At 66.9% G+C, this 21,427-nt stretch carries 23 protein-coding genes; 16 read left to right on the top strand and 7 right to left on the bottom strand.

All coding sequences use genetic code 11. The annotated features are described in order from the left end of the window. Positions 1–20 precede the first annotated feature (20 nt). The 5 genes from HBE64_RS16505 to HBE64_RS24765 are packed head-to-tail and all read left to right on the top strand — an operon-like array spanning position 21 to position 2,755. Complete coding sequence (locus HBE64_RS16505; protein ID WP_167104350.1) at positions 21–668, top strand: hypothetical protein; 648 nt, start codon at positions 21–23, stop codon at positions 666–668. A 41-nt stretch (positions 669–709) separates the two neighbouring features. Beyond that, complete coding sequence (locus tag HBE64_RS16500; RefSeq protein WP_371743993.1) at positions 710–1,309, top strand: hypothetical protein; 600 nt, start codon at positions 710–712, stop codon at positions 1,307–1,309. Between the two features lie 11 nt (positions 1,310–1,320). Then, a complete protein-coding gene (locus tag HBE64_RS16495; RefSeq protein WP_243841347.1) occupies positions 1,321–1,785 on the top strand; it encodes a hypothetical protein in 465 nt (154 codons plus the stop codon). After that, positions 1,782–2,168, top strand: a complete 387-nt coding sequence (locus HBE64_RS16490; protein WP_243841346.1) for a hypothetical protein — start codon at positions 1,782–1,784, stop codon at positions 2,166–2,168. Before HBE64_RS16495 ends, HBE64_RS16490 begins: the two co-directional genes overlap by 4 nt. Before the next feature lie 11 nt (positions 2,169–2,179). Further along, the gene (locus HBE64_RS24765) at positions 2,180–2,755 is read left to right on the top strand and encodes a hypothetical protein (protein ID WP_243841345.1); all 576 of its coding nucleotides are present in this window, start codon (positions 2,180–2,182) and stop codon (positions 2,753–2,755) included. A 28-nt stretch (positions 2,756–2,783) separates the two neighbouring features. Here the strand turns inward: HBE64_RS24765 and HBE64_RS16485 are convergent, their stop codons facing one another. Then, on the bottom strand, positions 2,784–3,152 hold the full coding sequence (locus tag HBE64_RS16485) for a DUF732 domain-containing protein (RefSeq protein ID WP_167104347.1): 369 nt from the start codon (positions 3,150–3,152) through the stop codon (positions 2,784–2,786). A gap of 81 nt (positions 3,153–3,233) precedes the next feature. Between HBE64_RS16485 and HBE64_RS16480 the strand changes: the two genes are divergently transcribed. Beyond that, positions 3,234–3,620: a hypothetical protein gene (locus HBE64_RS16480; RefSeq protein ID WP_167104344.1), complete on the top strand. Its 387-nt coding sequence runs from the start codon at positions 3,234–3,236 to the stop codon at positions 3,618–3,620. 2 nt (positions 3,621–3,622) lie between these two features. Next, the gene (locus tag HBE64_RS16475) at positions 3,623–4,003 is read left to right on the top strand and encodes a DUF4267 domain-containing protein (protein WP_167104341.1); all 381 of its coding nucleotides are present in this window, start codon (positions 3,623–3,625) and stop codon (positions 4,001–4,003) included. A gap of 50 nt (positions 4,004–4,053) precedes the next feature. Here HBE64_RS16475 and HBE64_RS16470 read toward each other — a convergent pair whose 3' ends face one another. Next, positions 4,054–4,407, bottom strand: a complete 354-nt coding sequence (locus HBE64_RS16470; protein WP_167104338.1) for a DUF4286 family protein — start codon at positions 4,405–4,407, stop codon at positions 4,054–4,056. A gap of 132 nt (positions 4,408–4,539) precedes the next feature. On the opposite strand from HBE64_RS16470, the gene HBE64_RS16465 reads away from it, so the two are divergent. Beyond that, positions 4,540–5,229 carry a M15 family metallopeptidase gene (locus HBE64_RS16465; protein WP_167104335.1) on the top strand — a complete coding sequence of 230 codons (690 nt, stop codon included), beginning with the start codon at positions 4,540–4,542 and terminating at the stop codon, positions 5,227–5,229. Here the strand turns inward: HBE64_RS16465 and HBE64_RS16460 are convergent. Further along, positions 5,226–5,840, bottom strand: a complete 615-nt coding sequence (locus HBE64_RS16460; protein WP_167104332.1) for a TetR/AcrR family transcriptional regulator — start codon at positions 5,838–5,840, stop codon at positions 5,226–5,228. The genes HBE64_RS16465 and HBE64_RS16460 overlap by 4 nt on opposite strands. 99 nt (positions 5,841–5,939) lie before the next feature. Between HBE64_RS16460 and HBE64_RS16455 the strand changes: the two genes are divergently transcribed. The 3 genes from HBE64_RS16455 to HBE64_RS16445 all read left to right on the top strand — a co-directional run bounded on the left by HBE64_RS16455 (position 5,940) and on the right by HBE64_RS16445 (position 10,678). Then, entirely contained in the window at positions 5,940–7,466 is a 1,527-nt protein-coding gene (locus HBE64_RS16455; RefSeq protein ID WP_167104329.1) for an NAD(P)/FAD-dependent oxidoreductase, read from the top strand. Continuing rightward, the gene (locus tag HBE64_RS16450; RefSeq protein WP_167104326.1) at positions 7,463–8,311 is read left to right on the top strand and encodes an alpha/beta fold hydrolase; all 849 of its coding nucleotides are present in this window, start codon (positions 7,463–7,465) and stop codon (positions 8,309–8,311) included. Before HBE64_RS16455 ends, HBE64_RS16450 begins: the two co-directional genes overlap by 4 nt. A gap of 63 nt (positions 8,312–8,374) precedes the next feature. Beyond that, entirely contained in the window at positions 8,375–10,678 is a 2,304-nt protein-coding gene (locus HBE64_RS16445) for a family 1 glycosylhydrolase (protein ID WP_167104324.1), read from the top strand. A gap of 5 nt (positions 10,679–10,683) precedes the next feature. Here the strand turns inward: HBE64_RS16445 and HBE64_RS16440 are convergent, their stop codons facing one another. From HBE64_RS16440 to HBE64_RS16425, 4 genes are read right to left on the bottom strand one after another with little or no spacing between them, the layout of a single operon-like run. After that, entirely contained in the window at positions 10,684–11,661 is a 978-nt protein-coding gene (locus HBE64_RS16440) for an amidohydrolase family protein (protein WP_167104321.1), read from the bottom strand. 19 nt (positions 11,662–11,680) lie between these two features. After that, complete coding sequence (locus HBE64_RS16435) at positions 11,681–12,682, bottom strand: VOC family protein (RefSeq protein ID WP_167104318.1); 1,002 nt, start codon at positions 12,680–12,682, stop codon at positions 11,681–11,683. Further along, positions 12,679–13,545, bottom strand: coding sequence for an alpha/beta fold hydrolase (locus HBE64_RS16430; protein ID WP_167104315.1), 867 nt, complete (start codon positions 13,543–13,545; stop codon positions 12,679–12,681). Before HBE64_RS16430 ends, HBE64_RS16435 begins: the two co-directional genes overlap by 4 nt. Then, positions 13,542–15,119, bottom strand: a complete 1,578-nt coding sequence (locus HBE64_RS16425) for a bifunctional 3-(3-hydroxy-phenyl)propionate/3-hydroxycinnamic acid hydroxylase (RefSeq protein WP_167104312.1) — start codon at positions 15,117–15,119, stop codon at positions 13,542–13,544. Before HBE64_RS16425 ends, HBE64_RS16430 begins: the two co-directional genes overlap by 4 nt. Positions 15,120–15,222: 103 nt before the next feature. Here HBE64_RS16425 and HBE64_RS16420 point away from each other — a divergent pair, with 103 nt between their 5' ends. From HBE64_RS16420 to ppdK, 5 genes are all read left to right on the top strand, one after another. Further along, entirely contained in the window at positions 15,223–15,855 is a 633-nt protein-coding gene (locus HBE64_RS16420; protein WP_167104308.1) for a TetR/AcrR family transcriptional regulator, read from the top strand. Beyond that, complete coding sequence (locus HBE64_RS16415; RefSeq protein ID WP_167104305.1) at positions 15,855–16,643, top strand: 2-keto-4-pentenoate hydratase; 789 nt, start codon at positions 15,855–15,857, stop codon at positions 16,641–16,643. Before HBE64_RS16420 ends, HBE64_RS16415 begins: the two co-directional genes overlap by 1 nt. A 32-nt stretch (positions 16,644–16,675) precedes the next feature. Continuing rightward, positions 16,676–17,608 (top strand): acetaldehyde dehydrogenase (acetylating), encoded by a 933-nt coding sequence (locus HBE64_RS16410; protein WP_167109303.1) that lies wholly within the window; start codon positions 16,676–16,678, stop codon positions 17,606–17,608. Continuing rightward, positions 17,605–18,624 (top strand): 4-hydroxy-2-oxovalerate aldolase, encoded by a 1,020-nt coding sequence (dmpG, locus tag HBE64_RS16405; protein ID WP_167104302.1) that lies wholly within the window; start codon positions 17,605–17,607, stop codon positions 18,622–18,624. The genes HBE64_RS16410 and dmpG overlap by 4 nt, the downstream gene beginning before the upstream one ends. A gap of 105 nt (positions 18,625–18,729) precedes the next feature. Then, positions 18,730–21,423, top strand: a complete 2,694-nt coding sequence (gene ppdK / locus HBE64_RS16400) for a pyruvate, phosphate dikinase (protein WP_167104299.1) — start codon at positions 18,730–18,732, stop codon at positions 21,421–21,423. The last annotated feature ends 4 nt before the right edge of the window (positions 21,424–21,427 follow it).

Below are 21,427 nucleotides of genomic sequence, written 5' to 3'. Positions count from 1 at the left end.
CATAAGGAGATCAACCCATGATGGACACAGAGATCCGTAGTGAGAGCGCACCACCTGACCTCGACGATGCCGGCGATTCGGAAACCCCGAGCGCACCTGCGCAGACGGCATCCGCAGACACGATGGAGCAGCGGGATCCGAAGGCAGGTAGGCGCTTCTCAGTATCCCTGCGCGCCTTGCTCATTGCGCTGTTGGTGAGTCTCTTGGTGGTCGCGGTAGCAGTCCTCGCCTGGCTCTACATCGGTGCCCGCACAACGCTGGCCGCACAAGAGCGCGCGGCAGCCGCGCAAAGTCATGCCGAGGAGATCGCCACCGACTATGCGGTCAGTGCCGCCGAGATGGACTACCAAGACTTCAACGCCTGGAAAGTGAAGTTGGTCAACGGTACATCGCCGGAGCTCAAGGACAAGCTCACCAAAGCCGCTGATTCGATGCAGCAGATCCTGGGGCCACTGCAATGGAAGTCGTCCGCGCGCCCGCTGGCCGCAAAGGTACGGTCAGAGGCCGGCGGCGTCTACACCGTCGACGCTTTTGTGAGCGTGCTGACGAAGACAATCCAAGCGCCGGCCGGCCTGCAGTCCACCGCGACATACAGCATCACGTTGGACAGCAAGAACAACTGGCAGATCACTGACGTCGGCGGCATCGACGCCGCGGTCGGCAAGTAACCCGGTTCGCGCTGGCTGGAGTCGCATTGGCAGGGAGATATGTGGCCGCCCGGTGGCGGTTTGCGTCCGCCGTGGTGGTGGGCCTATGGTGCACGACCGCATCTCTGGCTGGATCCGCGCGGGCTGATCCGGGCGAGAACTACGAGGCGCCAACACCGTTGCCGATGGTGGTCGCAACGCCCAGCGACTGGCAGCCGCAGTTCCCCTTCCCCTTCGACCAACTGCGTAGGTATGTGACCGACGCGGATATCAACGCCGAACGCGATATGTGCCAGTGGTTCAACGCTCAGTACTACGACCTGAAGGGCCAGATCGAGCGGCTCAACAACACCATCGTGCGAAACAACGGAGACTTCAATGGCGATGGGGTTGCGCAGCAGGTCGACATCGTCACGGCCAACATCGACCAGGCATTGGACTTCCTGGCGCCACGCGCCCAATCCCTGACTCAGAGTTATGACCATGCCGGTGACATGTATTTCCCTATTTACCAAGGAGATAGCTTCTATGGACTGTGGCAGCAGATCTCCAACGTCGGTAATGGACTGAGAGCGCGGCAGCCGACATGGTTCACCGGTCCTTCGTTCGCCCGGGCACAGCACTGGGGCAGCAAGATCAATCGATCGCACGTCTGCCGATAGGAGTGAATGTGATGGGGGTAGGCCGAGCCAGTGCAGGTGTGGCGGTGCTGCTGGTGATGGGTAGCTGTGGCCTTTCGGCAGCGGCGGCAGGCGCCGAGCCGCTCTCCAGTCTCGAGCAGGCGGTGGTGGCGGCCCGCGGAACCTCATCGTGTGGCCCCCTGCGCTCCGACCCGCGTCTTGCGCGGGCCGCTGACATTGTGAATCGGTCCACGATGAGCTACGTCAACCACACTGCGGAGAATGTGCCTGCCGATCAGCTCCACCCGACGGCGGTCGTCAAAGACGTTGGAGTCAGCGGCAGCAAAGTGATCTCGCTTGCGGGGGCGAGCCACGAGTACGGGGATTCTGTGCGCGGCGTTCTGGTGGAGGGACGCGACGTCATTCCGGACTGTTCGTACACCGACTTCGGGTCCAGCGTGATCGACGACGGACAGTCCGGCTACGTCTTCACCGTTGTCATTCTGGTCGGGCCATGAACGCCCGCACCGCCGTTGTCGCCACTGCTCTAGTGGCGTTGGTGACCCCGCAATGGTTCAGCCCCGCAACAGCGTGGGCCGACGGTCTGGTCACCTACGAAGTGGTCTCCGACGACGTAGATGTGGCGAATATCGAGTTTCAGAACGCAGGAGGTCGGGTTGTCGTCGAAGGCGCCGTTCTTCCGTGGCGGACCGTCGCACTCGTGCGTGTCGTGCGGGGCGCACCACCTGAGGGCAGTCAGGTGCGGGCGGACTGGCGCCCTAGTTCTGCGCCTGGCCGATGGGTCAGCGTTCGAATCATCGTCGACGGCAACGTCATCTGTCAGAACACACTCGACGTCGGCAACGCCGCCTGTTACGGCATTACGCCACGGATCACCTGAAGGGAGCGGCCATGTCGGGACATGCCAGTCGTCGCGCAGTGAAAGTCGCGGCAGTGGCCGGTGTTGCGGGCGCGGCGTTGAGCGGTGCCGTGCCGGCGTGGGCCGGCCCGGGGGCCGGGGGCCAAGCTCCTGACCCGTTACCCGATATCCGGTACTACGACAAGCTCGATGCGAGCGGCTTCGCACTTCCGGGCGGGGTCTGGTTCACGGCGCCGACGGGGCAGAACTGCGGCATCTGGGGTCTGGGCAGTTTCGGATGCGAAGGGGACATACCAGGCGCTCCACCTGGAACATCCCATATCGGTTGGATAGACGGCGACCGGGCAGTCCACTACGACTGGTCGATGACCGTCAGGTTCCCGTCATCGCAGGCGGCGCATCCTCTCCCGCCGTATTCTTCCATCACGCACGAGGGCACGACCTGCGCCGCCACTCCCGACGGCAACACCTATTGCGAGCGGGGGCCATTGCGCCTCCTGTTGGAGCCCACCAGGACATGGCTCTCACCGCCGTGGATGGATCTCAGCTGGATCGAGTTGGGCCCCGCTCCGTGCAATCCGCCAGATGGCGGTCCCTGCTATAAGTAGCCGGTCGGCGCTTGCGCCAACGCATTCCCTACTGCGGCGAAGGAACCCAGCTCGCCGCCGACTTGCGCAGCTGCCAGATCTGAGCCGGGCACAGTTCCTGGGACGCCTGGCTCAGCAGATACGTCGCCTGGAAGTCGTCACCGGTGTTGAAGTCTGATTTCACCTTGTTGACCAGCTGGCTGAAGCCGGCGCCGGAGGCGATCTGGTCGCACAGGCCGTACCCGTACGACAGTGCCGCGTCGGCGTTGGGGAAGTTGTAGCCGGGCCGCACCGTCACGTTCACCAGATACGCGACGCTGTCGGCCTGGGCGGGTGCCGCCGTGGACAGGCCGATGGCTGCGGCACACGCCGCCGCGACAGCGAGAGTCCGTGCGGTAATTGCAGCATCGATTGCCATATCGCGTCCTGGGTTGGCGGGCCGGGGTCAGCTGAGTCTAAAGCCATCCTCCGGCCGCTCGCCCTGTTCTACGATTCGGCCATGAAGCGGCCAGTGCTGTTGATGTCGACGGTCTGTATGGCGGCGCTGGGCAGCGCCATCGGAGTGGCGCATGCCGGGCCTGACGCCCCGTGCACCTACACGCTGTCACCACCGGAGGTCACCGGCGGAACCGTCAGCTCCACCGCAGTCATCGCCGGCTGCGGTGCGGCCGCCGGGCCGTACTCGGCCGTTGCCTGCATCCAACCGCTGGACAAGGATTCCGTCATCCAGTGCACCCAGGCCCGCGGCGCCGATCCGGCGACGATCTCCGTGCCGTATCACCCGGGCACCACCTACGTCGCGACCGGACGCGGCTGCGCGGCCTGGGCTCTGCAGCCCGCATCCCCGCCCTGCCAGATCCTCGGCCCGTTCACCGCGACGCTGTAGCCATGGCAGTCGATCGCGCCGCGCTGGTCGCCGGCGGCATCCGGCTCGCCTCGGGTCTGTCGTTCTTGGTCGACCCGCTGCGTGCCAATCGGCTGTGGGGCGAACCCAACGATCCCGGCCCCTCGGCGCGGCTGCTGCTGCGCTCGATGGGCTACCGCGATGCGTTGATCGGCGGACTGCTGCTCTCGGCGGGCCTGCGCGGCAAAGACACCCGCGGCTGGTTCCTGGCCTCCGGCGGTGCCGACGCGGCAGACCTGCTCGGAAGTGCCAGCGTGCACCGCGAGCTCACTCGCGGCCAGCAGATCATCGGGCTCGGCGGTGCGGTGGTGGGCGTTGGCGTCGGCCTGTGGGGCGCCACCCGGCGGCGTCATCCGCTTGAATAGCTGTGGTGCACAGGCACTGAGGTGCTGGTCGGCCCGTTCGAAGTCGAGCCCTACGTCACAGCGTGCGTGGTCTTGCCTCGGGTCCAGAAGGACACCCGCGCGCTGGTCAGGTCGAGACTGTCGCTCATGTGCACGGCTCCACTGGCGACGCTCTTGCGGATCTTGCCCATGATCTCGTCGACGTCGCCCTCCAGCTCGTAGACGCACATGTACCAGTGCTCAGGTGCCACGCCACCTTCGGCCTGGTAGATCGCTGCGTCGTGAAGGGTGTAGCGGGTCGCCGACAACATGCCCGGCACTGTGAGCAGTTCGGGGATGTGGACGTTGTCGTACCAGTCGTTGAACTCGTCCTCCTTGCCCGCAACGGGATTGGCGAAGACGACCTGAACGAATCGGTCAGTCATAGGAACCGTCCTACTTGTCGCGCGGCGTCACCGAGAAGCCGACCCAGCCGGCCCAGATGCGTGACTGATGTGATGCTGACATCCCAGCGGCGGCTTGGGCGCGTAATCGCGGAGCGCGCGTAGGCTCCCGCCATGTCGTTGCGATCGGTTCCTTTCGTGGTCGTCGCGGCACTGCTGCTCGTGTCGTGTGCCCATCAGCCGACCCCACCGCGTGCGACGGGTTCATCGAGCGTCATCTCGGCCCCGGCGCCCGCCCCCACGTCGTCGGGGCCTGTCGTGCAGCGGGTCACCGCGGCCGACCTCGGCGCCACCTGGCACCCCGACTGTCCCGTCACTCCCGAGCAGCTGCGCCGGGTCGAGCTCGACTACGTCGGCTTCGACGGCAAGACCCATCGGGGCGCGCTGGTGGTCAACGAGGCTCTCGTGGCTGACGTGATCGCGATCTTCGCCGACTTGGCGCGCCAGCGCTATCCGATCGCCACGATGCAGACCGTCGAGCACTACCCGAACGCCGACGACGAAGCGTCGATGGAGGACAACAACACCTCGGCCTTCAACTGCCGGCCGCTGCCGTCGGGCAGGGCCTGGTCGCTACATGCCTACGGTAGGGCGGTCGACGTCAACCCGCTGCTCAACCCATACATCACGAAATCCGGTGACCTGCAACCGAAGACCGCCGCACAGTATCTGGACCGCAACCGCACCGACCCCGGCATCCTGCATGCCGCAGACCCCGCGGTCCGCGCCTTCACCGACCGCGGCTGGACGTGGGGCGGCAGCTGGCACAACCCGATCGATTACCAGCACTTCGAACGGCCCTAGGAGCCGGCCAGCGCCTCGCCGAACGCCACCAGCGCCGTGCGGCCGATGGTCAGGATCGTCTCGTCGAAGTCGTTGTTGTCCCGGTAGGACAGTTCGAGCAGACGATCGGCCATCTCGACCGCGACAAGCATGTTCAGCGGGTCGATGTCGACGGGGATCAGCCCCGCGTCGACGAGGATGCCGTGCAGCCGATTGGCCAATGTCTGCATGCGAATCCGCACGTGCTTGGTGACCGCGGGGGAGGTGCGCCCACCCATCCACAGCCGCGCCGAACTGGGGTGCTTGCGGTAGTACTCGACGTGTAGGTCGATCTCTTTGTTGAACAGGTCGGCAAATGAAGTGACGGTCCAGGTCTGCTCGGCTTCGATGCAGCGCGCGTCGATCTCGTTGCAGTGCCGGGTGAGCAGCTCGTCGAAGATGGCGTCGCGATCGGCGAAGAACCGGTACAGCGAGGGATAGGAGACGCCCGCGCGGTCGGCGACGGCGCGGGTGGTCGCGGCCTCCACGCCCTGCTCGTCGGCGATGGCGGCGGCAGCGTCCAGGATCCGGGTCACGGTCCGCCGACTGCGCGCCTGCACGGGTTCACGCCGCGACGCGGTTGCAGTGGCCATTCGGTGCTCTCTCCTGGGAAAAGAAGTTCTTGACAAGGCTCGGCGAAACTATAACACTACTCTTGTTACAGTTTCTACCCTCGATGCGGAGTGTCCCCAATGACCGTCACCTCGTTCAACCAGGCCCGTCCCAAGCAGCCACTGAGCGGCCACGTCAACGTGCTGATCGTCGGCGCGGGCATCTCCGGTATCGGCCTCGGTCACCACCTGGTCACCAAGCAGCCGGGCAAGACCTTCGCGATCGTGGACAGCCGCGAGGCGATCGGCGGCACCTGGGACCTGTTCCGCTACCCGGGCATCCGGTCGGACTCCGATCTGCACACCTTCGGCTACGAGTTCAAGCCGTGGACATCCGACAATGCGATCGCCGACGCCCACGAGATCCTGGACTACCTGCACGAGGTCATCGAAGAGGACGACTTGGCTCGCCGAATCTACTTGCAGCACAAGGTCGTCGGCGCCAACTTCGACTCCGCCACCGCCCGGTGGACGGTCACCCTGGAGCGTGACGGCCAGCAGGCCGACGTCACCTGCGACTGGTTGTTCTCCGCCGCGGGCTACTACGACTATGCCGGCGGGTACCGTCCCGACTTCGAGGGCGAGGACGAGTTCGACGGTGTGATCATCCACCCGCAGCAGTGGCCCGAGGACCTCGACTACCGCGGCAAGAAGGTCGTCGTGATCGGTTCGGGCGCCACCGCGGTCACCCTGATCCCGGCGATGGCCGACGACGCCGCCCACATCACCATGCTGCAGCGCTCGCCGTCGTATGTGATGCCGCTCCCGCGCAAGGACCCGATCGCCAACTCGCTGCGCAAAGCGCTGCCGGAGAAGCTGGCCTACCGCATCACCCGCAAGCTCAACGTCGGCCGCCAACGCCTGATCTACGCCGCCAGCCAGAAGTATCCGAAGCAGGTGCGGCGGGTCATCCGCGCCCTCAACGTCAAGGCGCTGCCGGAAGGCTACGACGTCGACACCCACTTCAACCCGACCTACAACCCGTGGGATCAGCGGATGTGCGCGGTGCCCGACTCCGATCTGTTCCGGGCGATCTCGGCGGGCAAAGCCTCGGTGGTCACCGACCGCATCGCGCGCTTCACCAAGACCGGCATCCTGCTGGAATCCGGCAGGCAGATCGACGCCGACATCATCGTCACCGCAACCGGGCTCAAGCTGCAGGCCTTCGGCGGCATCCAGCTGACCGTCGACGGCCACGCCGTCGACCTGCACGAGAGCCTGGCCTACAAGAGCTTCATGCTCTCGGGCCTGCCCAACTTCGCGTTCGCAATCGGCTACACCAACTCGTCGTGGACGCTGAAGGTGGACCTGGTCTGCGAACACCTGTGCCGGATGCTGGCCTACATGGACCAGCACGGCTACGCCAGCGTCGTTCCGGTGGTCGACGACCCGACCATCGAGCGACGTCCGCTGCTGGACTTCTCCGCCGGCTACATCCTGCGCTCGCTCGAGACGTTCCCGCAGCAGGGCACCTCCGGCCCGTGGAGCGTCGCGATGGACTACAAGTCCGACTACGAGCGGCTGCGCAAGGGACCGGTCGACAACGCCGCCCTGCGGTTCAGCACCCTCACGCCGGCCGCGGCCAAACCGGACTTCGCCTCCGCATGAGCAGGACCACCTTCATCGAGGTGGACGGCCGGCGCACCCGGGTCAGGGTCGACGGCGACCCCGACCGGTCACCGGTCGTGCTTGTCCACGGCATCGGCCGCAGCCTCGAGGACTGGGCACCGCAACACGAGCGGCTGGCCCAGAACCATCGGGTGATCTCCCTGGACGTGCCGGGGTTCGGCTTCTCCGAGCGGCCCCGCCAGGCGATCACGCTGGCGGTCCTGGCCCACGGTGTCGGCCGCACCCTCGACGAGCTCGGCGAGACCCGGCCCGTGCACCTGGTCGGAAACTCACTGGGCGGCGCGATCGCCCAGCAGATACTGGCCGACCAGCCCGACCGGGTGGCCAGCCTGGCCCTGATCAACAGCGCCGGATTCGGCACGGAGGTCACCCCGCTCTTGCGGATGCTGACGGTGCCCGTCGTCGGCGAGCTGAGCGTCCGGCGGCCCTCCCGGCTCAACGCGGTGCTCTTCGAACGGCTGATCCACGCGGACAAGTCAGTGGCCACCAAGGAGCGCATCGATCACGCCTACGCCGTCGCGCAGCAACCCGACGCGGGCACGGTGCTGCGGGAGACCGCCATGGCGCTGGGCACACCGCGCGGTGTCAAGCCGCAGTGGCGCCGTGAGCTGGCCGCCACCGTGGCCCGGACCCCGCGGCCGACCCTGATCATGTGGGGCACCCGCGACCGGGTGCTGCCCGCACACCACATCGCCGAGGCCCAGCGGGTCTACCCGCACGCCGAGGTGCACCTGCTCTCCGGGGTCGGACACATGCCGCAAATCGAGTGCCCGGCCCGATTCGCCGAGCGCGTCCTGCCCTTCCTGGGCCGGGCCGGTGCTTGACGCGCCGTAGCAGCGCACCCATCATGTCCGTTAACTGACACCGCGACGGGGCGGAGCTCGGGCATGAGAACAGCGGACCAGCGGCAGGCGCGCGCCGCGGCCTCCATCGGGCGGGTGGGCGCCCTGGCTGTCGCCCTGGGTATCGGCGCCGCCGTTGCGACCGGGCTGGCCTCCCCTGCCCGTGCCGACACCTCGTCTTCGGACTCCAGTAGCGCACGTACGGCGGGCCCCAGTCACGGCCAGTCGGCGCGCTCAGCCGCCCGCTCGGCGTCAGATCGGGCAAATGCTAAGCGCGCCAACGTTTCTGCACCGGCCGCTGCGACCGTGACGGCCCAGCGCACCGTCACCACCTCGCCGGTGACCACCGGAACGGCGGTGCGCACCGGCGCACCGGTGGCACCCGCGAACAGCACGACCCTGCTCAGCCTGCTCGAGGGTGTCGGCCGCGAACTCGAGCGCACCTTCGCCAACAAGTACCCGACCACCAATCCCACGATCACCACCCAGAGCGCCGACGGCGTGGTGACCGGCAACCTCGGTGCGGCCGACGCCGACGGCGACCGGCTGGTCTACAGCGTGATCAGCGCACCTACCCTCGGCCGGGTCACCGTCGACCAGAACACCGGCGACTTCACCTACACCCCGGTGGTCGACGTCGGCACCTACGGCGGCAACGACGCGTTCACCGTCGCCGTCAGCGACGACACCAGCTTTCACATCCACGGACTGGCCGGGCTGGCACAGGCGCCGGTGGACTTCATCCGCAGCATCCCGCTGCTCGGGTCGCTGCTCTCGGACTACCTGCCCAGGGCGACCACGACCGCCACCGTCAAGTTGACCTTCGACGGGACCGGAGCCACCACCGCGCTGGTCTTCCCCGACGGCTTCCACTGGGGAGTGTCGACGGCAGGCTTCCAGTCGGAGATGGGAGCGGGCACGCCGGTGGACGTCAACTCCGACTGGTGGCAATGGACCCACGACGCGGCCAACAAGTTGCTGCTCGGCTGGAAGGGTGCGGTCCCCGAGAACGGGCCGGGGGAGTGGACCCAATACCCGACCGACATCGACCTCGCCCGTAACGGCGTGGGTGCCGACACCTTCCGGCTGGGCATCGAGTGGAGCCGGATCTTCCCGAATTCGACTGCTTCGGTGGACATCTCGAACGGCTTCACCCCCGAGGTCCTGGCACAGCTCGACGCACTGGCCAACCAGGATGCGGTCAGTCACTACCAGGACGAGCTGCACGCCATGAACGCCGCCGGGCTGGCGCCGATGGTGACGATCAACCACTTCACCCTGCCGCTGTGGATACACAACCCGGCTCAGGCGCGCCTTCAGGAGATCTTCGGTCTCACACCGCAATCCGGCGGCGGCTGGGTGTCATCGTCGACGGTCACCGAGTTCGAGAAGTACTCCGCCTACCTGGCGTACAAATTCGGCTCCGAGGTCAAGACGTGGGTAGTGCTCAACGAGCCGGTCAACTCGATGCTGACGTCGTACTACGCCATTCCGCTGGCCACCAATTTCCCGCCCGCGCTGAGCAGGCCCGACCTGGTGGCAGTCGGGCTGCGTAACGAGGCCGCGGCGTATTCGGCGTCCTATGACCTTATCCACCAACTGGATTCGGACGCTCAGGTCGGGTTCGCGCTCAACATGTACTCCTGGCGTGGTGGCGACCCGGCGAACCCGACCGACCAGCAGGCTGCCGCCGACTTCAGCGACTTCTACAACCGGTGGTTCCCCGACGCGGTGATCCGCGGTGAGGTCGACGCTAATTTCGACGGCGTGATCACCCCGGACGAGGTGCATCCCGAGCTGGCCGGAAAGGCCGACTTCTTCGGGGTGAACTACTACAGCCAGGGTATCGTCGCGGCCTACCGTGGCGCGTTCGCCGACGCGGCGTTGCCCATCATCAAGGGCTACCCGGAGTTCTCCCCGCTGATCAACGTCGTGGCGGGCGGTTGCCCGGCCACCGAATGCAGCGACACCGCCCAGATCATCAACCCGGCCGGACTGCGTGACGTCCTCGACATCGCCAACTCCTACGGAAAACCGTTGTGGATCACCGAGAACGGACTCGCCGACGCCACCGATACCAAGCGTGCGTCCTACGTGGTGCGCCACCTGGCGGTGATCAACAAAGCGATCGCCGACGGCATGAACATCGTCGGCTACACCGCCTGGTCACTGACCGACAACCTGGAGTGGGTGCTGGGCTACGACCCGAAATACGGCCTTTACTCCTATGATCCGGTGACCCTGCAGCGCACGCCGCGCCCGAGTGTGAGCCTGATCCACGACCTGTTCACCGGCAACGCGATCCCCGCCGATATCTTCCGGACCTACGTCAAGGACCCGCGCGTCTAGCGTCCTTACGCCAGCCGCGGGAACAGTGGCAACGCGTTAGTGCGATTGACGGCGGCGTGATCGGCGTCGACGTAGGCATCACCGGTGGCGGTGAAGTACTGGACCACCACCGGGGGTGCGAAGGGGAAGTCGCTGCCGAACAGGACGTGTCCGGGGTCGGCGAACGCGAGCAGGCTCGGTAACGCCGATGGACTGCCGGACAGGGCGATGTCGAAGTAGAAGCCGGAGAAATCGGCGAGGACGTCGTCGAGGCTGCGGCCGGCGACATCACCGGGCATCTGGGTGAGATCCTGGCTCTGCTGCAGGCTCTCGCCGAATATCTGCAGGGCCATTCGGTACGCCGCATAGGGGACGAAGCCGCCGGCGTGGCTGAGGATGAACCTGATATTGGGGTAGCGGTGCCGGATGCCGTTGCGGACCAACAGGAACGCCGCTCTGGTGGTGTCGAGCAGGAAGTCCGCGGCGAACGGCGGGATGCCCTCGACCGTCGGGCCGGGCAGCTCGGCAGGGTGGATGAAGACGACTGCATGTCGGCGGTCGAGTTCGGCGAACAGCTTCTCGTGCTCGGGCTGCCCGAGGTAGGTGCCGTTGGTATTGGCGATCAGCACCACCCCGTCGGCGCCGAGATCGTCGAGAGCCCTGGCTGTTTCGGTCAGCGCCCCGTCGATGTGCGGGAGGGGGACGGTGGCGAAGAAGCCGAACCGCTCGGGGTTGTCCTTGGCCAGTTCCGCGGAGAAGTCATTGACCTCACGGGCCACTCGGACTGCCTCCTGCGCGCTGGCGGCCGGTCCGGTCCCCGGTGTCGAGACCGACAGGATCGCGGTGGCGGTGCCGATCTGGTCCATCAGCTCCAGTGCGGCCCCGGCGCTCCAGTCCGGCAGATCGCGTCCGCCCGCGTCGGCGATGCCGTTCTTCCGCAGCCAGTCGACGTAGGGCGGCGGTAACAGATGCTGGTGGACGTCGATGCGGTTCGGTGCGGTCATGATGGGGACTCCTTTGTCCTTAGGCGTCTTGAATTCCGGCGCCGGCGAGTGCCGGTACCGGGTCTTCGCGATGCAGGACCGATTGTGCTCCGGTCTTGAACCGTTCGAAGAGCTCGACGATCGTCTGCCCCTCGGGTGTGTGGCCCCAGATGCTGATGCCCTGGTGGGTGGTGGGCTCCCACGTTGACTCGTCGACCACGATCGGGTTCCAGCCCAGCTCCCACTCGAAACCCGAGGGTGTCACGGCATAGAACGACAGCTCCTTGTCGTTGGTGTGCTGCCCCACCGACAGAGCCATGTCGAAGCCCAGCTCCTTGACCCGCTGATAGGCCGACGTCATATCGTCGAGTTCGGCGACCTGAACATTGCAGTGCTGGATCTTGGTCCGAATCGGGTTGAGCGGCAACCGGTTCACCGCGGCGATCGCGACGGTGTGGTGACGTTCGTTGACGCGTAGGAAGCGGATCTTGAACTTCAGTCCGCTGATCGTCTCGTCGATGTAGTCCGACAGCCGGGCATCGAACACCGTGCTGTAATACCCGCGCATCTGGTGCGGCTTCTTGGTCGCGATGGCCACATGGCCCATGCCGTCGGTGCCGGTGACGAACCCGCCCGCCGCGGCCAGCCGCAGCGGCTCGAACGCCGTGCGGGGGCTGACGTAGATCTCCTGAGTCAGCCCGTTGGGGCCGGGGAAGCGGGCGAACCGTTCCACACCACGCAACTCGGAGTCTTCGGCCGAGCCCGCGACGACCGGAACACCATGGCTCCGGATGCGCGACTCGATGACGTCGAACGTGGCGTGGTCGTCGAGTTCCCAGCCCAGGGCGGTGGCATCCTCGGCGGGCCCGCGCTGCAACAGGACCCGGCACGGATTGTCGTCGAGGCGGAACCGCACCACATCGGGCAGCGTCTCGTCGAGATGCATGCCGATGCCATCGCGGCCGAACCGGCGCCAGTCGTCGAACTTCTGCGTCTCGATGACCAGATAGCCGAGGTGTACCTTGCCGAAGATGTCGGTCATGAGATCGCCAATCGGGATGTGGAGGAAAGGAATTCGGCGACCACCTCGTTGAAGAACTCGGCGCGCTCCCACTGCATCCAGTGGCCGGTATGAGAGGTCATGACGAGTTCGGCGTTGGGCATGAGGTTCACCAGCATCGGGCCGCCAGAGGGCCGGTTCACCTTGTCGTCGCGTCCCCAGAGAATAAGCGTGGGGTTGGGCAGGTTCCGCAGCCGCTTGTCGCGGGTCAGGTCCATGCGAAACAGGGTGCGCAGTCCCGAAGGGCGTTGCAGCGGCGGGTTGGCCATGACCTCGGGGTCGAGCGAGGCCTGATAGCGCAGGTCGATGAGTTCGTCGGGCACGGCGGCGCCGTCGTAGACCAGGTAGGTGCGGATGAACGCGGCCAACTTCTCCCGGCTCGGTCCCTCGCCGCTATAGTAGGACAGCAGGCTCTTGAGCCCGTCGGTCGGAAGGCCGCGGGTGGTTCCGATTCCGCCCGGCCCCATCAGCACCAGCTTGCCCACCCGGTGCGGGGTGTCCAACGCCAGGCGCAGGGCCGCAGCGCCGCCGTATGAGTTCCCGACCAGATGGGCAGTGTCGATGCCCAATTCGTCGAGCAGGCCACGCATGGAATCGGCCAGGTAGCCGAACGGGTCGCTGTGGTCGACGTGCTTGACCGAGCGGCCGTACCCGGGCATATCGGGGACGATGACGCGGTAGGCCTGGGCCAGCGCGTCGATGTTGCGACCGTAGTTTGACACGCCGGATGCCCCCGGGCCGCCGCCGTGCAACATGACAATCGCTGGGCCGGAGCCTTTTTCAGCGACGAAGATCGGCCTGCCGCCGACGGTGACGACGCGTTCGGTCAGCTCAGTGGTGGTCATGCGTGATCCTTTACTCGGTTGGCCGCCGCGGTGAATCCCGCCGGCGGAGGAGGTAGCGGTTTGTCGGTGGTGCCACCGGCATAGACGAATCCGTCTGGGCGCAAGGCGATGACCGACGACTTCTTGTCCGCCAGCCAGCGGGTCAGCGTGCCGTCGCAGTCGACAATCCGGCCGACGCCGGGAGAGCTGCCTGGCGCAGCGATGGCGATGACCGGCACTCCGGCCGAACGCCACGCCTGCGAAGCCCTGTCGGCACCGGTGTGCAACACCGTCCACGTGCCGCCGACGACATCGTCGAACCGGACACGGTCACCGTTGGCGTCGATGACCCACGGCTGGGGGATCAGCCACCCGGCCGCGGGATTGCCGTTGCGGGCCAGCAGTCCCGACCCGTACCGAGCGGGCGGCAGCCATCGGTTGTTGCGCAGCCAGGTTTCGAAACCCGGAACTTTGGTCGCGGTGCGGAAGAACTGCCGACGCACCTTGGCGCGCAGGGGATTGCGATCGACGATGATCTTGCCGACCTTCACCGCGCGGTTGGTGACCTCCTTGACGTGCGGCAGTCGCTCGGCCTGGTAGGTGTCGAGCACCGATTCGGGCAGCGACCCCGAGATGACGGCTTGCAGTTTCCAGCACAGGTTCGCGACGTCGCGCACTCCGGCGCACATGCCCTGGCCGATCCACGGCGGCATCGCGTGTGCGGCATCGCCGGCCAGGAAGACCCGGCCGACCCGCCACCGGTCGGCGAACCGTACGTGGTGGCTGTAGCAGGCGAACCCGATGATCTCGACGTTCGCCTTGGTGATGCCCTGGTCGGTGAGGACCTTCCAGATGGCCTCGTCGGTGAGCAGATCCTTGTCGTCTTCTTCGTCTCGCATCGGGAACTCCCAGCGATGGTGGCCCAGGGGAGTCGGGCAGTCGACGGTTGGCCGGGCGGGATTGCAGTGGAAGCGCAGCCTGTCGTGTCCGGGCCATTCCTGGAGAACCTTGGTATCGATGACGATCCAGCGTTCCGAGAAGGTGCGGCCGCCGAACCCGATGCCCAGTTGGCCGCGAATCGCGCTGGACCCGCCGTCGGCGGCGATCACGTAGGTGGCGCGAATGCGTTTGAACTCGTCTGTGGTCAGGTCGGCGAGCATGAGTTCGGCGCAGTCGGGGTGCTGGATGACTCGCAGGCACTCGTGCTCGAGCAGGATCGAGACGTTAGGAAAGCGGTCGACGCCCTCGCGCAGCGCCTTGTCCACCGCGGGCTGGTAGATGAACTGCTGCGGCGGGTGGCCGTTGCCGCGGTCGACGGGCTGCAGTTTCACGATGCTCACGCCGTCGGCGTCGACGAAGTTGGCGCCCGCTCCGGGCTGCATATCGGCGTTGAGCCGGTCGGACAGGCCGACCTGCTGCCAGACGCGCATGACCTCTTCGTCCGTGGAGATCGCGCGGGCCCGGAAATAGATATCGGGGTCGCGTTCGATGACGACGACGTTGAGGCCCATCTGGCCGAGCAGGTTGGCGGCGGTGGCACCCACCGGGCCGTAGCCGACGATCGCGACGTCGTAGGCGTCATGCGTTGAGCTCATGGCTGTCTCTCTTCGTCATCCGGTCGTCGTCGACCGGGACTTGTTCTGTAGTGATCGCTACGGTAATGTAGCGATCGCTACAGAGTCAAGGGGTAGGAATCGAATGGCCACACACGAGCAGCCCAAGCGCAGGCAGCGAAGAGCGGACGGCGAACAGTCCCGCACCCGCATCCTCGACGCCGCCACCGAGATCGCCGCCGAGCGCGGCTACGAGGGCACCAGCATCGGCGCGGTCAGCGCCAAATGCGGGCTGCCGGCCAGCTCCATCTACTGGCACTTCAAAGACAAGGACGACCTGATCGCCGCGGTGATCGAGCGCAGCTTCGGCAACTGGTTGAAGGTCTGGCAGCTGCCTGACGACCTGGTGGCCCGCGAACGCCTGATGGAGGTCGCTGCCGGCACGGCCAAGGCGGTGGCGGATTCGCCGGACTTCCTGCGCCTCGGCCTGATGCTGGCGCTGGAGCGCCGCCCCGTCGAGCCGCGTGCCAGGGCGATGTACATCCAGGTCCGGGACCAGGCCTTCGACGCGCTGATTCGCAGCCTGGGTGCCCTGGCCCCGGGCCTCACCGATGCGCAGACCCGTGCGCTGGCGACCTACGCGATCGCCGGGGCTGACGGGCTGTTCATCGCCAAGGAGGTCGGCGGCGACAGCGTGGACCTGGGTGCCCTCTTCGCGATCCACGGCCAGGCGATCTACGACACCGCGTTGCGGATGATCCAGGAGAACGAGAACTGATGGGACTGCGCAGCGCGACCCTCGACGAGGCCGCTGAGCTGTTGTTCGCCGCCGACGTTGACCGCGCGCCGATCGCGCCACTGACCGAGCGGTATCCGGGGATGGACCTCGCCGACGCCTACGCCGTCCAGCAGGTTAACCTGGCCCGCCGGCTGCGCGCCGGCAATACTCTCGTCGGCCACAAGATCGGCCTGACGTCGGAACCGATGCAAACGCTGCTCGGAGTCGATGAACCCGACTTCGGCTACATCCTTGACGACATGGTGGTGGCGCACGGTGCAGCGGTACCCCGCCACCGGTTCTGTGCACCCCGCGTCGAGCCGGAAGTCGCATTCCTGTTGGGCGCACCTCTGCGCGGCCCGGGTGTGACCGCTGCCGACGTCCGCGCCGCGACCGAGGCGGTGGCCGTCGCACTCGAGATCGTCGACAGCCGGATCGCCGACTGGAAGCTGACGCTGCGCGACACCGTCGCCGACAACGCCAGTTCGGGCGCGGTGGTCCTCGGAGAGTGGGTGCCATTCGGCGCCGACGTCGATCTCGTGGGCGCGCGGGCGTCCTTGCAGCTCAATGGAACTGAAATCGATTCCGGGTTGGGCGCAGCTGTGCTGGGCGATCCGGCCGCCGCAGTGGCCTGGCTGGCCAACGCACTGGCACCGTTCGGAACACAGATCGCCGCCGGCCAGTTCGTCATGTCCGGTTCGTTCACCACCGCGGCGTTTGTCGAATCCGGCGACGCCGCGTCGGCCACCATCAGCGGCCTTGGCACCGTGTCGCTGACCTTCACCTGAGGAAAACCGTGACCTCACAACAGAACTGGCCGGTGGCGATCATCGGCTCGGGCAATATCGGCACCGATCTGATGATCAAGATCCTGCGCAGCGACGGGCCGCTGACGATGGGGGCGATGGTCGGTATCGACCCGAACTCCGACGGTGTGGCGCGCGCCCAGCGCATGGGTGTGGCGACCACCGCCGACGGGGTCGACGGACTGCTGGCGATGCCCGGCTTCGCCGATATCAAGCTCGTCTTCGACGCCACCTCGGCAGCGGCACACCGGTCCAACTGGGCCAGGCTCCGCGACACCGGGGTCCGCGTGCTGGACCTCACCCCGGCCGCCGTCGGACCGTACTGCGTTCCGACGGTCAACCTCGAGGACCACCTCGACGCACCCAACCTCAACATGGTCACCTGTGGTGGGCAGGCCACCGTCCCGATCGTCTCGGCGGTCAGCGCGGTCGGCGTCGTCTCCTACGCCGAGATCGTCTCGTCGATCTCGGCGAAGTCGGCCGGCCCCGGGACCCGGGCCAGTATCGACGAATTCACCGAAACCACCTCCGCAGCCTTGTGCACCGTCGGCGGAGCGCAGCGCGGCCGGGCGCTGATGATCCTCAACCCGGCCGATCCGCCGATCATGATGCGCAACACGGTCTACTGCCTGGTCGACGGCGATGTCGACGCTCCTGCGATCGAGCGTTCCGTCGAGGCGATGGTCGAGAAGGTTCAGGCCTACGTGCCCGGGTATCGCCTCAAGGCACGCCCGCAGTTCGAGACGTTCGGCCCCGACGACGCACTGGTCATCCCCGAGACCGGAAAGTTCGTCGGCACCCGGGTCACCGTGCTGCTCGAGGTGGCCGGTGCGGCGCACTACCTGCCGGCCTACGCAGGCAACCTCGACATCATGACCTCGGCGGCCAAGGACACCGCCGAACGCATCGCCAGCCACGCCGCCCGCACCACCGGAGCCACGCTATGACCGGCGATCTCTACATCAGCGACGTCACCCTGCGCGACGGTATGCACGCCGTGCGCCACCAGTACAGCACTGGCCAGGTGGCGACGATCGCCGCTGCGCTCGACGCCGCCGGGGTGGACTCCATCGAGGTGGCCCATGGCGACGGACTGGCCGGATCGACATGCAACTACGGGTTCGCCGCCCACACCGACCTGGAGTGGATCGAGGCCGTGGCATCGGTGGTGCGCCGAGCCAAAGTCGCGACACTGCTGCTGCCGGGAATCGGGACGGTGCGAAACCTCAACGATGCACACCGCGCCGGGGCGGCGGTGGTGCGGGTGGCCACGCACTGCACCGAAGCCGATATCGCGGCCGAACACCTCTCTGCGGCAAGGGAACTCGGCATGGACGCGGTGGGCTTCCTGATGATGAGCCATCTGACCACACCGGTGGCGCTGGCCACCCAGGCCAAGCTGATGGAAAGCTACGGCGCCGGCTGTGTCTACGTCGTCGACTCCGGCGGTGCCATGCTGATGCACGATGTGGCCGAACGGGTCGACGCGCTGCGCCAGACCCTGCATACGACAACCGAAATCGGAATCCACGCCCACCACAACCTCTCACTGGGCGTGGCCAATTCGATGGTCGCCGTCGAACACGGCGCCAACCGGGTCGACGCCTCACTCGCCGGCATGGGCGCCGGTGCGGGCAACGCTCCGCTGGAGGTGTTCATCGCCGCGGCCAGCCGCAGAGGATGGAATCACGGCTGTGACCTGCACGCGCTCGAAGATGCCGCCGACGAACTGGTCCGTCCGCTGCAGGACCGACCGGTCCGGGTGGACCGCGAAACCCTGACACTGGGGTACGCCGGCGTCTACTCCAGCTTCCTGCGGCACGCCGAGGCCGCCGCCGAACGCTACGGGCTCGACACCCGCACTCTGCTCGAAGAAGCCGGCCGGCGCGGGATGATCGGCGGCCAGGAGGACATGCTCGTCGACATCGCCCTCGACATTGTTGGGGCAACGGCGCCACCATGATCGATTGTTGGGGCAACGGCACGACCATGTTCGTCGGCGGCTGCCGAACCGGCACGGTGAGCCCGCCTTTCGGCTTACCGTTTGGTAACCGCAAGGAGAACTCCGATGACCAAATACGTCTACGACTTCACCGAGGGCGACAAAGACCAGAAGGGCCTGCTGGGCGGCAAGGGCGCGAACCTGGCCGAGATGACCAAACTCGGGCTGCCGGTGCCGCCCGGCTTCACCATCACCACCGAGGCGTGCCGGGAGTATCTGGCCCACGGCAGCGCGCCCGGCGAGTTGCGGGTGCAGGTCACGATGGCGCTGCGCCAGCTGGAGGACAACCTGGGCCGCCGCCTCGGCGACCGGCACGACCCACTGCTGGTCAGTGTTCGCTCCGGGGCGGCGTTCTCGATGCCCGGGATGATGGAGACGGTGCTCAACATCGGGCTCAACGACGCCAGCGTGAAGGGACTTGCCGAGGAGTCCGGCGACGAGCGATTCGCCTGGGATTCCTACCGCCGGCTGGTGCAGATGTTCGGCAAGACCGTGCTGGAGATGCCCGGCGAGGTGTTCTCCGATGCGCTCGACAAGGCGAAGTCGACGAAAGGCGTCTCCAGCGATCTCGACCTCGACGTCGACGATCTCAAGGCGCTGGTGACCACCTTCAAGGACGCCGTGCGTGAGCACTCCGGTCAGGAGTTCCCGCAGCATCCGCGCGAACAGCTCGACATGGCGATCAACGCCGTCTTCGACTCGTGGAACACCGACCGGGCCCGGCTCTACCGGCGCAGGGAGCGGATTCCGCAGCACCTGGGCACCGCGGTCAACATCTGCACCATGGTGTTCGGGAATCTGGGGGAGTCCAGCGGCACCGGCGTCGCATTCACCCGGGACCCGGCCACCGGACGCACCGGCGCATACGGGGACTACCTGGCCAACGCCCAGGGTGAGGATGTCGTCGCCGGAATCCGCAACACCCTGTCGCTGGACGATCTCAAGGACTTGGATCCCAAGTCGCACAAGCAGCTGCTGAAGGTGATGCGCCGGCTGGAGACCCACTACCGCGACCTGTGCGACATCGAGTTCACCATCGAGCGCGGCACGCTGTGGATGTTGCAGACCCGGGTCGGAAAGCGCACTGCCGCAGCGGCATTCCGGATCGCCGCGCAGCTGGTCGACGAGAACCTCATCACGCTGGACGAAGCGCTGGCCCGGGTGTCGGGCTCGCAACTCGCGCTGCTGATGTTCCCGCAGTTCGACCGGTCGGTGCCCCGCGATCTGCTGACCAAGGGGATGGCCGCCTCACCCGGTGCCGCTGTGGGCCGCGCGGTGTTCGACTCGCCGACCGCCAAGGCGTGGGCGGGCCGTGGCGAGCAGGTGGTCCTGGTCCGGCGGGAAACCAACCCCGACGACCTCGAAGGCATGATCGCCGCGGACGGGATCCTGACCGCGCGCGGAGGCAAGACCTCGCACGCCGCCGTCGTCGCCCGCGGCATGGGCAAAACGTGCGTGTGCGGCGCCGAAGCACTCGACGTCGACGCGGCCGGGCGCACCGCGCGGATCGGCACGGTCGTGATCAACGAGGGCGACCAGATCAGTATCGACGGCTCGACCGGTGAGATCTTCCTGGGCGCGATGCCCGTTGTGCCCTCACCGGTCGAGACCTATCTCGAGTCCGGTGTCGAGGCGGCGCTCACCGGCGCCGACGACGAGACCGCCGCGCTGGTCAAGGCCGTCGACCGGTTGCTCACCCACGCCGACAGCCGACGGCGCCTGGCGGTGCGGGCCAATGCCGACACCGCCGCCGATGCCGCCCGCGCGAGATCCCTTGGCGCCCAGGGCATCGGCTTGTGCCGCACCGAGCACATGTTCCTCGGCGATCGTCGGGTGCTCATCGAACGGGTCATCCTGGCCGAGGGCACCGACGAACGCGACGATGCGCTGGCCGCCTTGCTGACCCTGCAGCGTGAGGACTTCACCGGACTGCTCGACGCGATGGACGGCCTGCCGGTGACCATCCGCCTGCTCGACCCGCCGTTGCACGAATTCCTACCGGACCGAACCGAATTGGCGGTCAAGGTCGCCGTCGCCGAGGCCAGGGGGGAGACCGGTCCGCAGGTGGAGGCTGACCGCAAGCTGCAGGCGGCGGTGGAAAGGCTGCACGAGTCGAACCCGATGCTGGGGCTGCGGGGAGTGCGACTGGGCCTGCTCACCCCGGGCCTGTTCGCGCTGCAGGTGCGGGCACTGAGCGAGGCGGCATGTCACCAGATCGCCGCGGGCAAGAACCCGAAGATCGAGATCATGGTGCCACTGGTCGGCTCGGTGATGGAGCTGCACCTGGTCCGCGACGAAACCGAACGGATCCTCGCCGATGTGGCCGCCGAGAACGGTGTCAGCCTGACCGTTCCGATCGGCACGATGATCGAATTGCCGCGCGCCGCACTGACCGCCCACCGGATCGCCGATGCCGCGGACTTCTTCTCCTTCGGCACCAACGACCTGACCCAGACGACCTGGGGCTTCTCCCGCGACGACGTCGAGTCCACGGTGTTCGCCGCCTACCTGGAAAAAGGTGTCTTCACCATTTCGCCGTTCGAGACCATCGACGCCGACGGCGTGGGCAGGCTCGTGGAGATCGCCGCCCGGGAGGGCCGAAAGACCAAGCCCCACATCAAGCTTGGCGTCTGTGGCGAGCACGGCGGCGACCCCGAGTCCATCCACTTTTTCCACCGGACGGGCCTGGACTACGTGTCCTGCTCGCCGTTCCGGTTGCCGGTGGCCCGCCTCGAGGCCGGCCGGGCCGCCGTCGGCTGACCAC

It is taken from the genome of Mycobacterium sp. DL592, assembly GCF_011694515.1.
Lineage (GTDB): Bacteria > Actinomycetota > Actinomycetes > Mycobacteriales > Mycobacteriaceae > Mycobacterium.
Note: the sequence above shows the minus strand (reverse complement) of the source record. Positions and strands in the feature narration are given on the sequence as shown.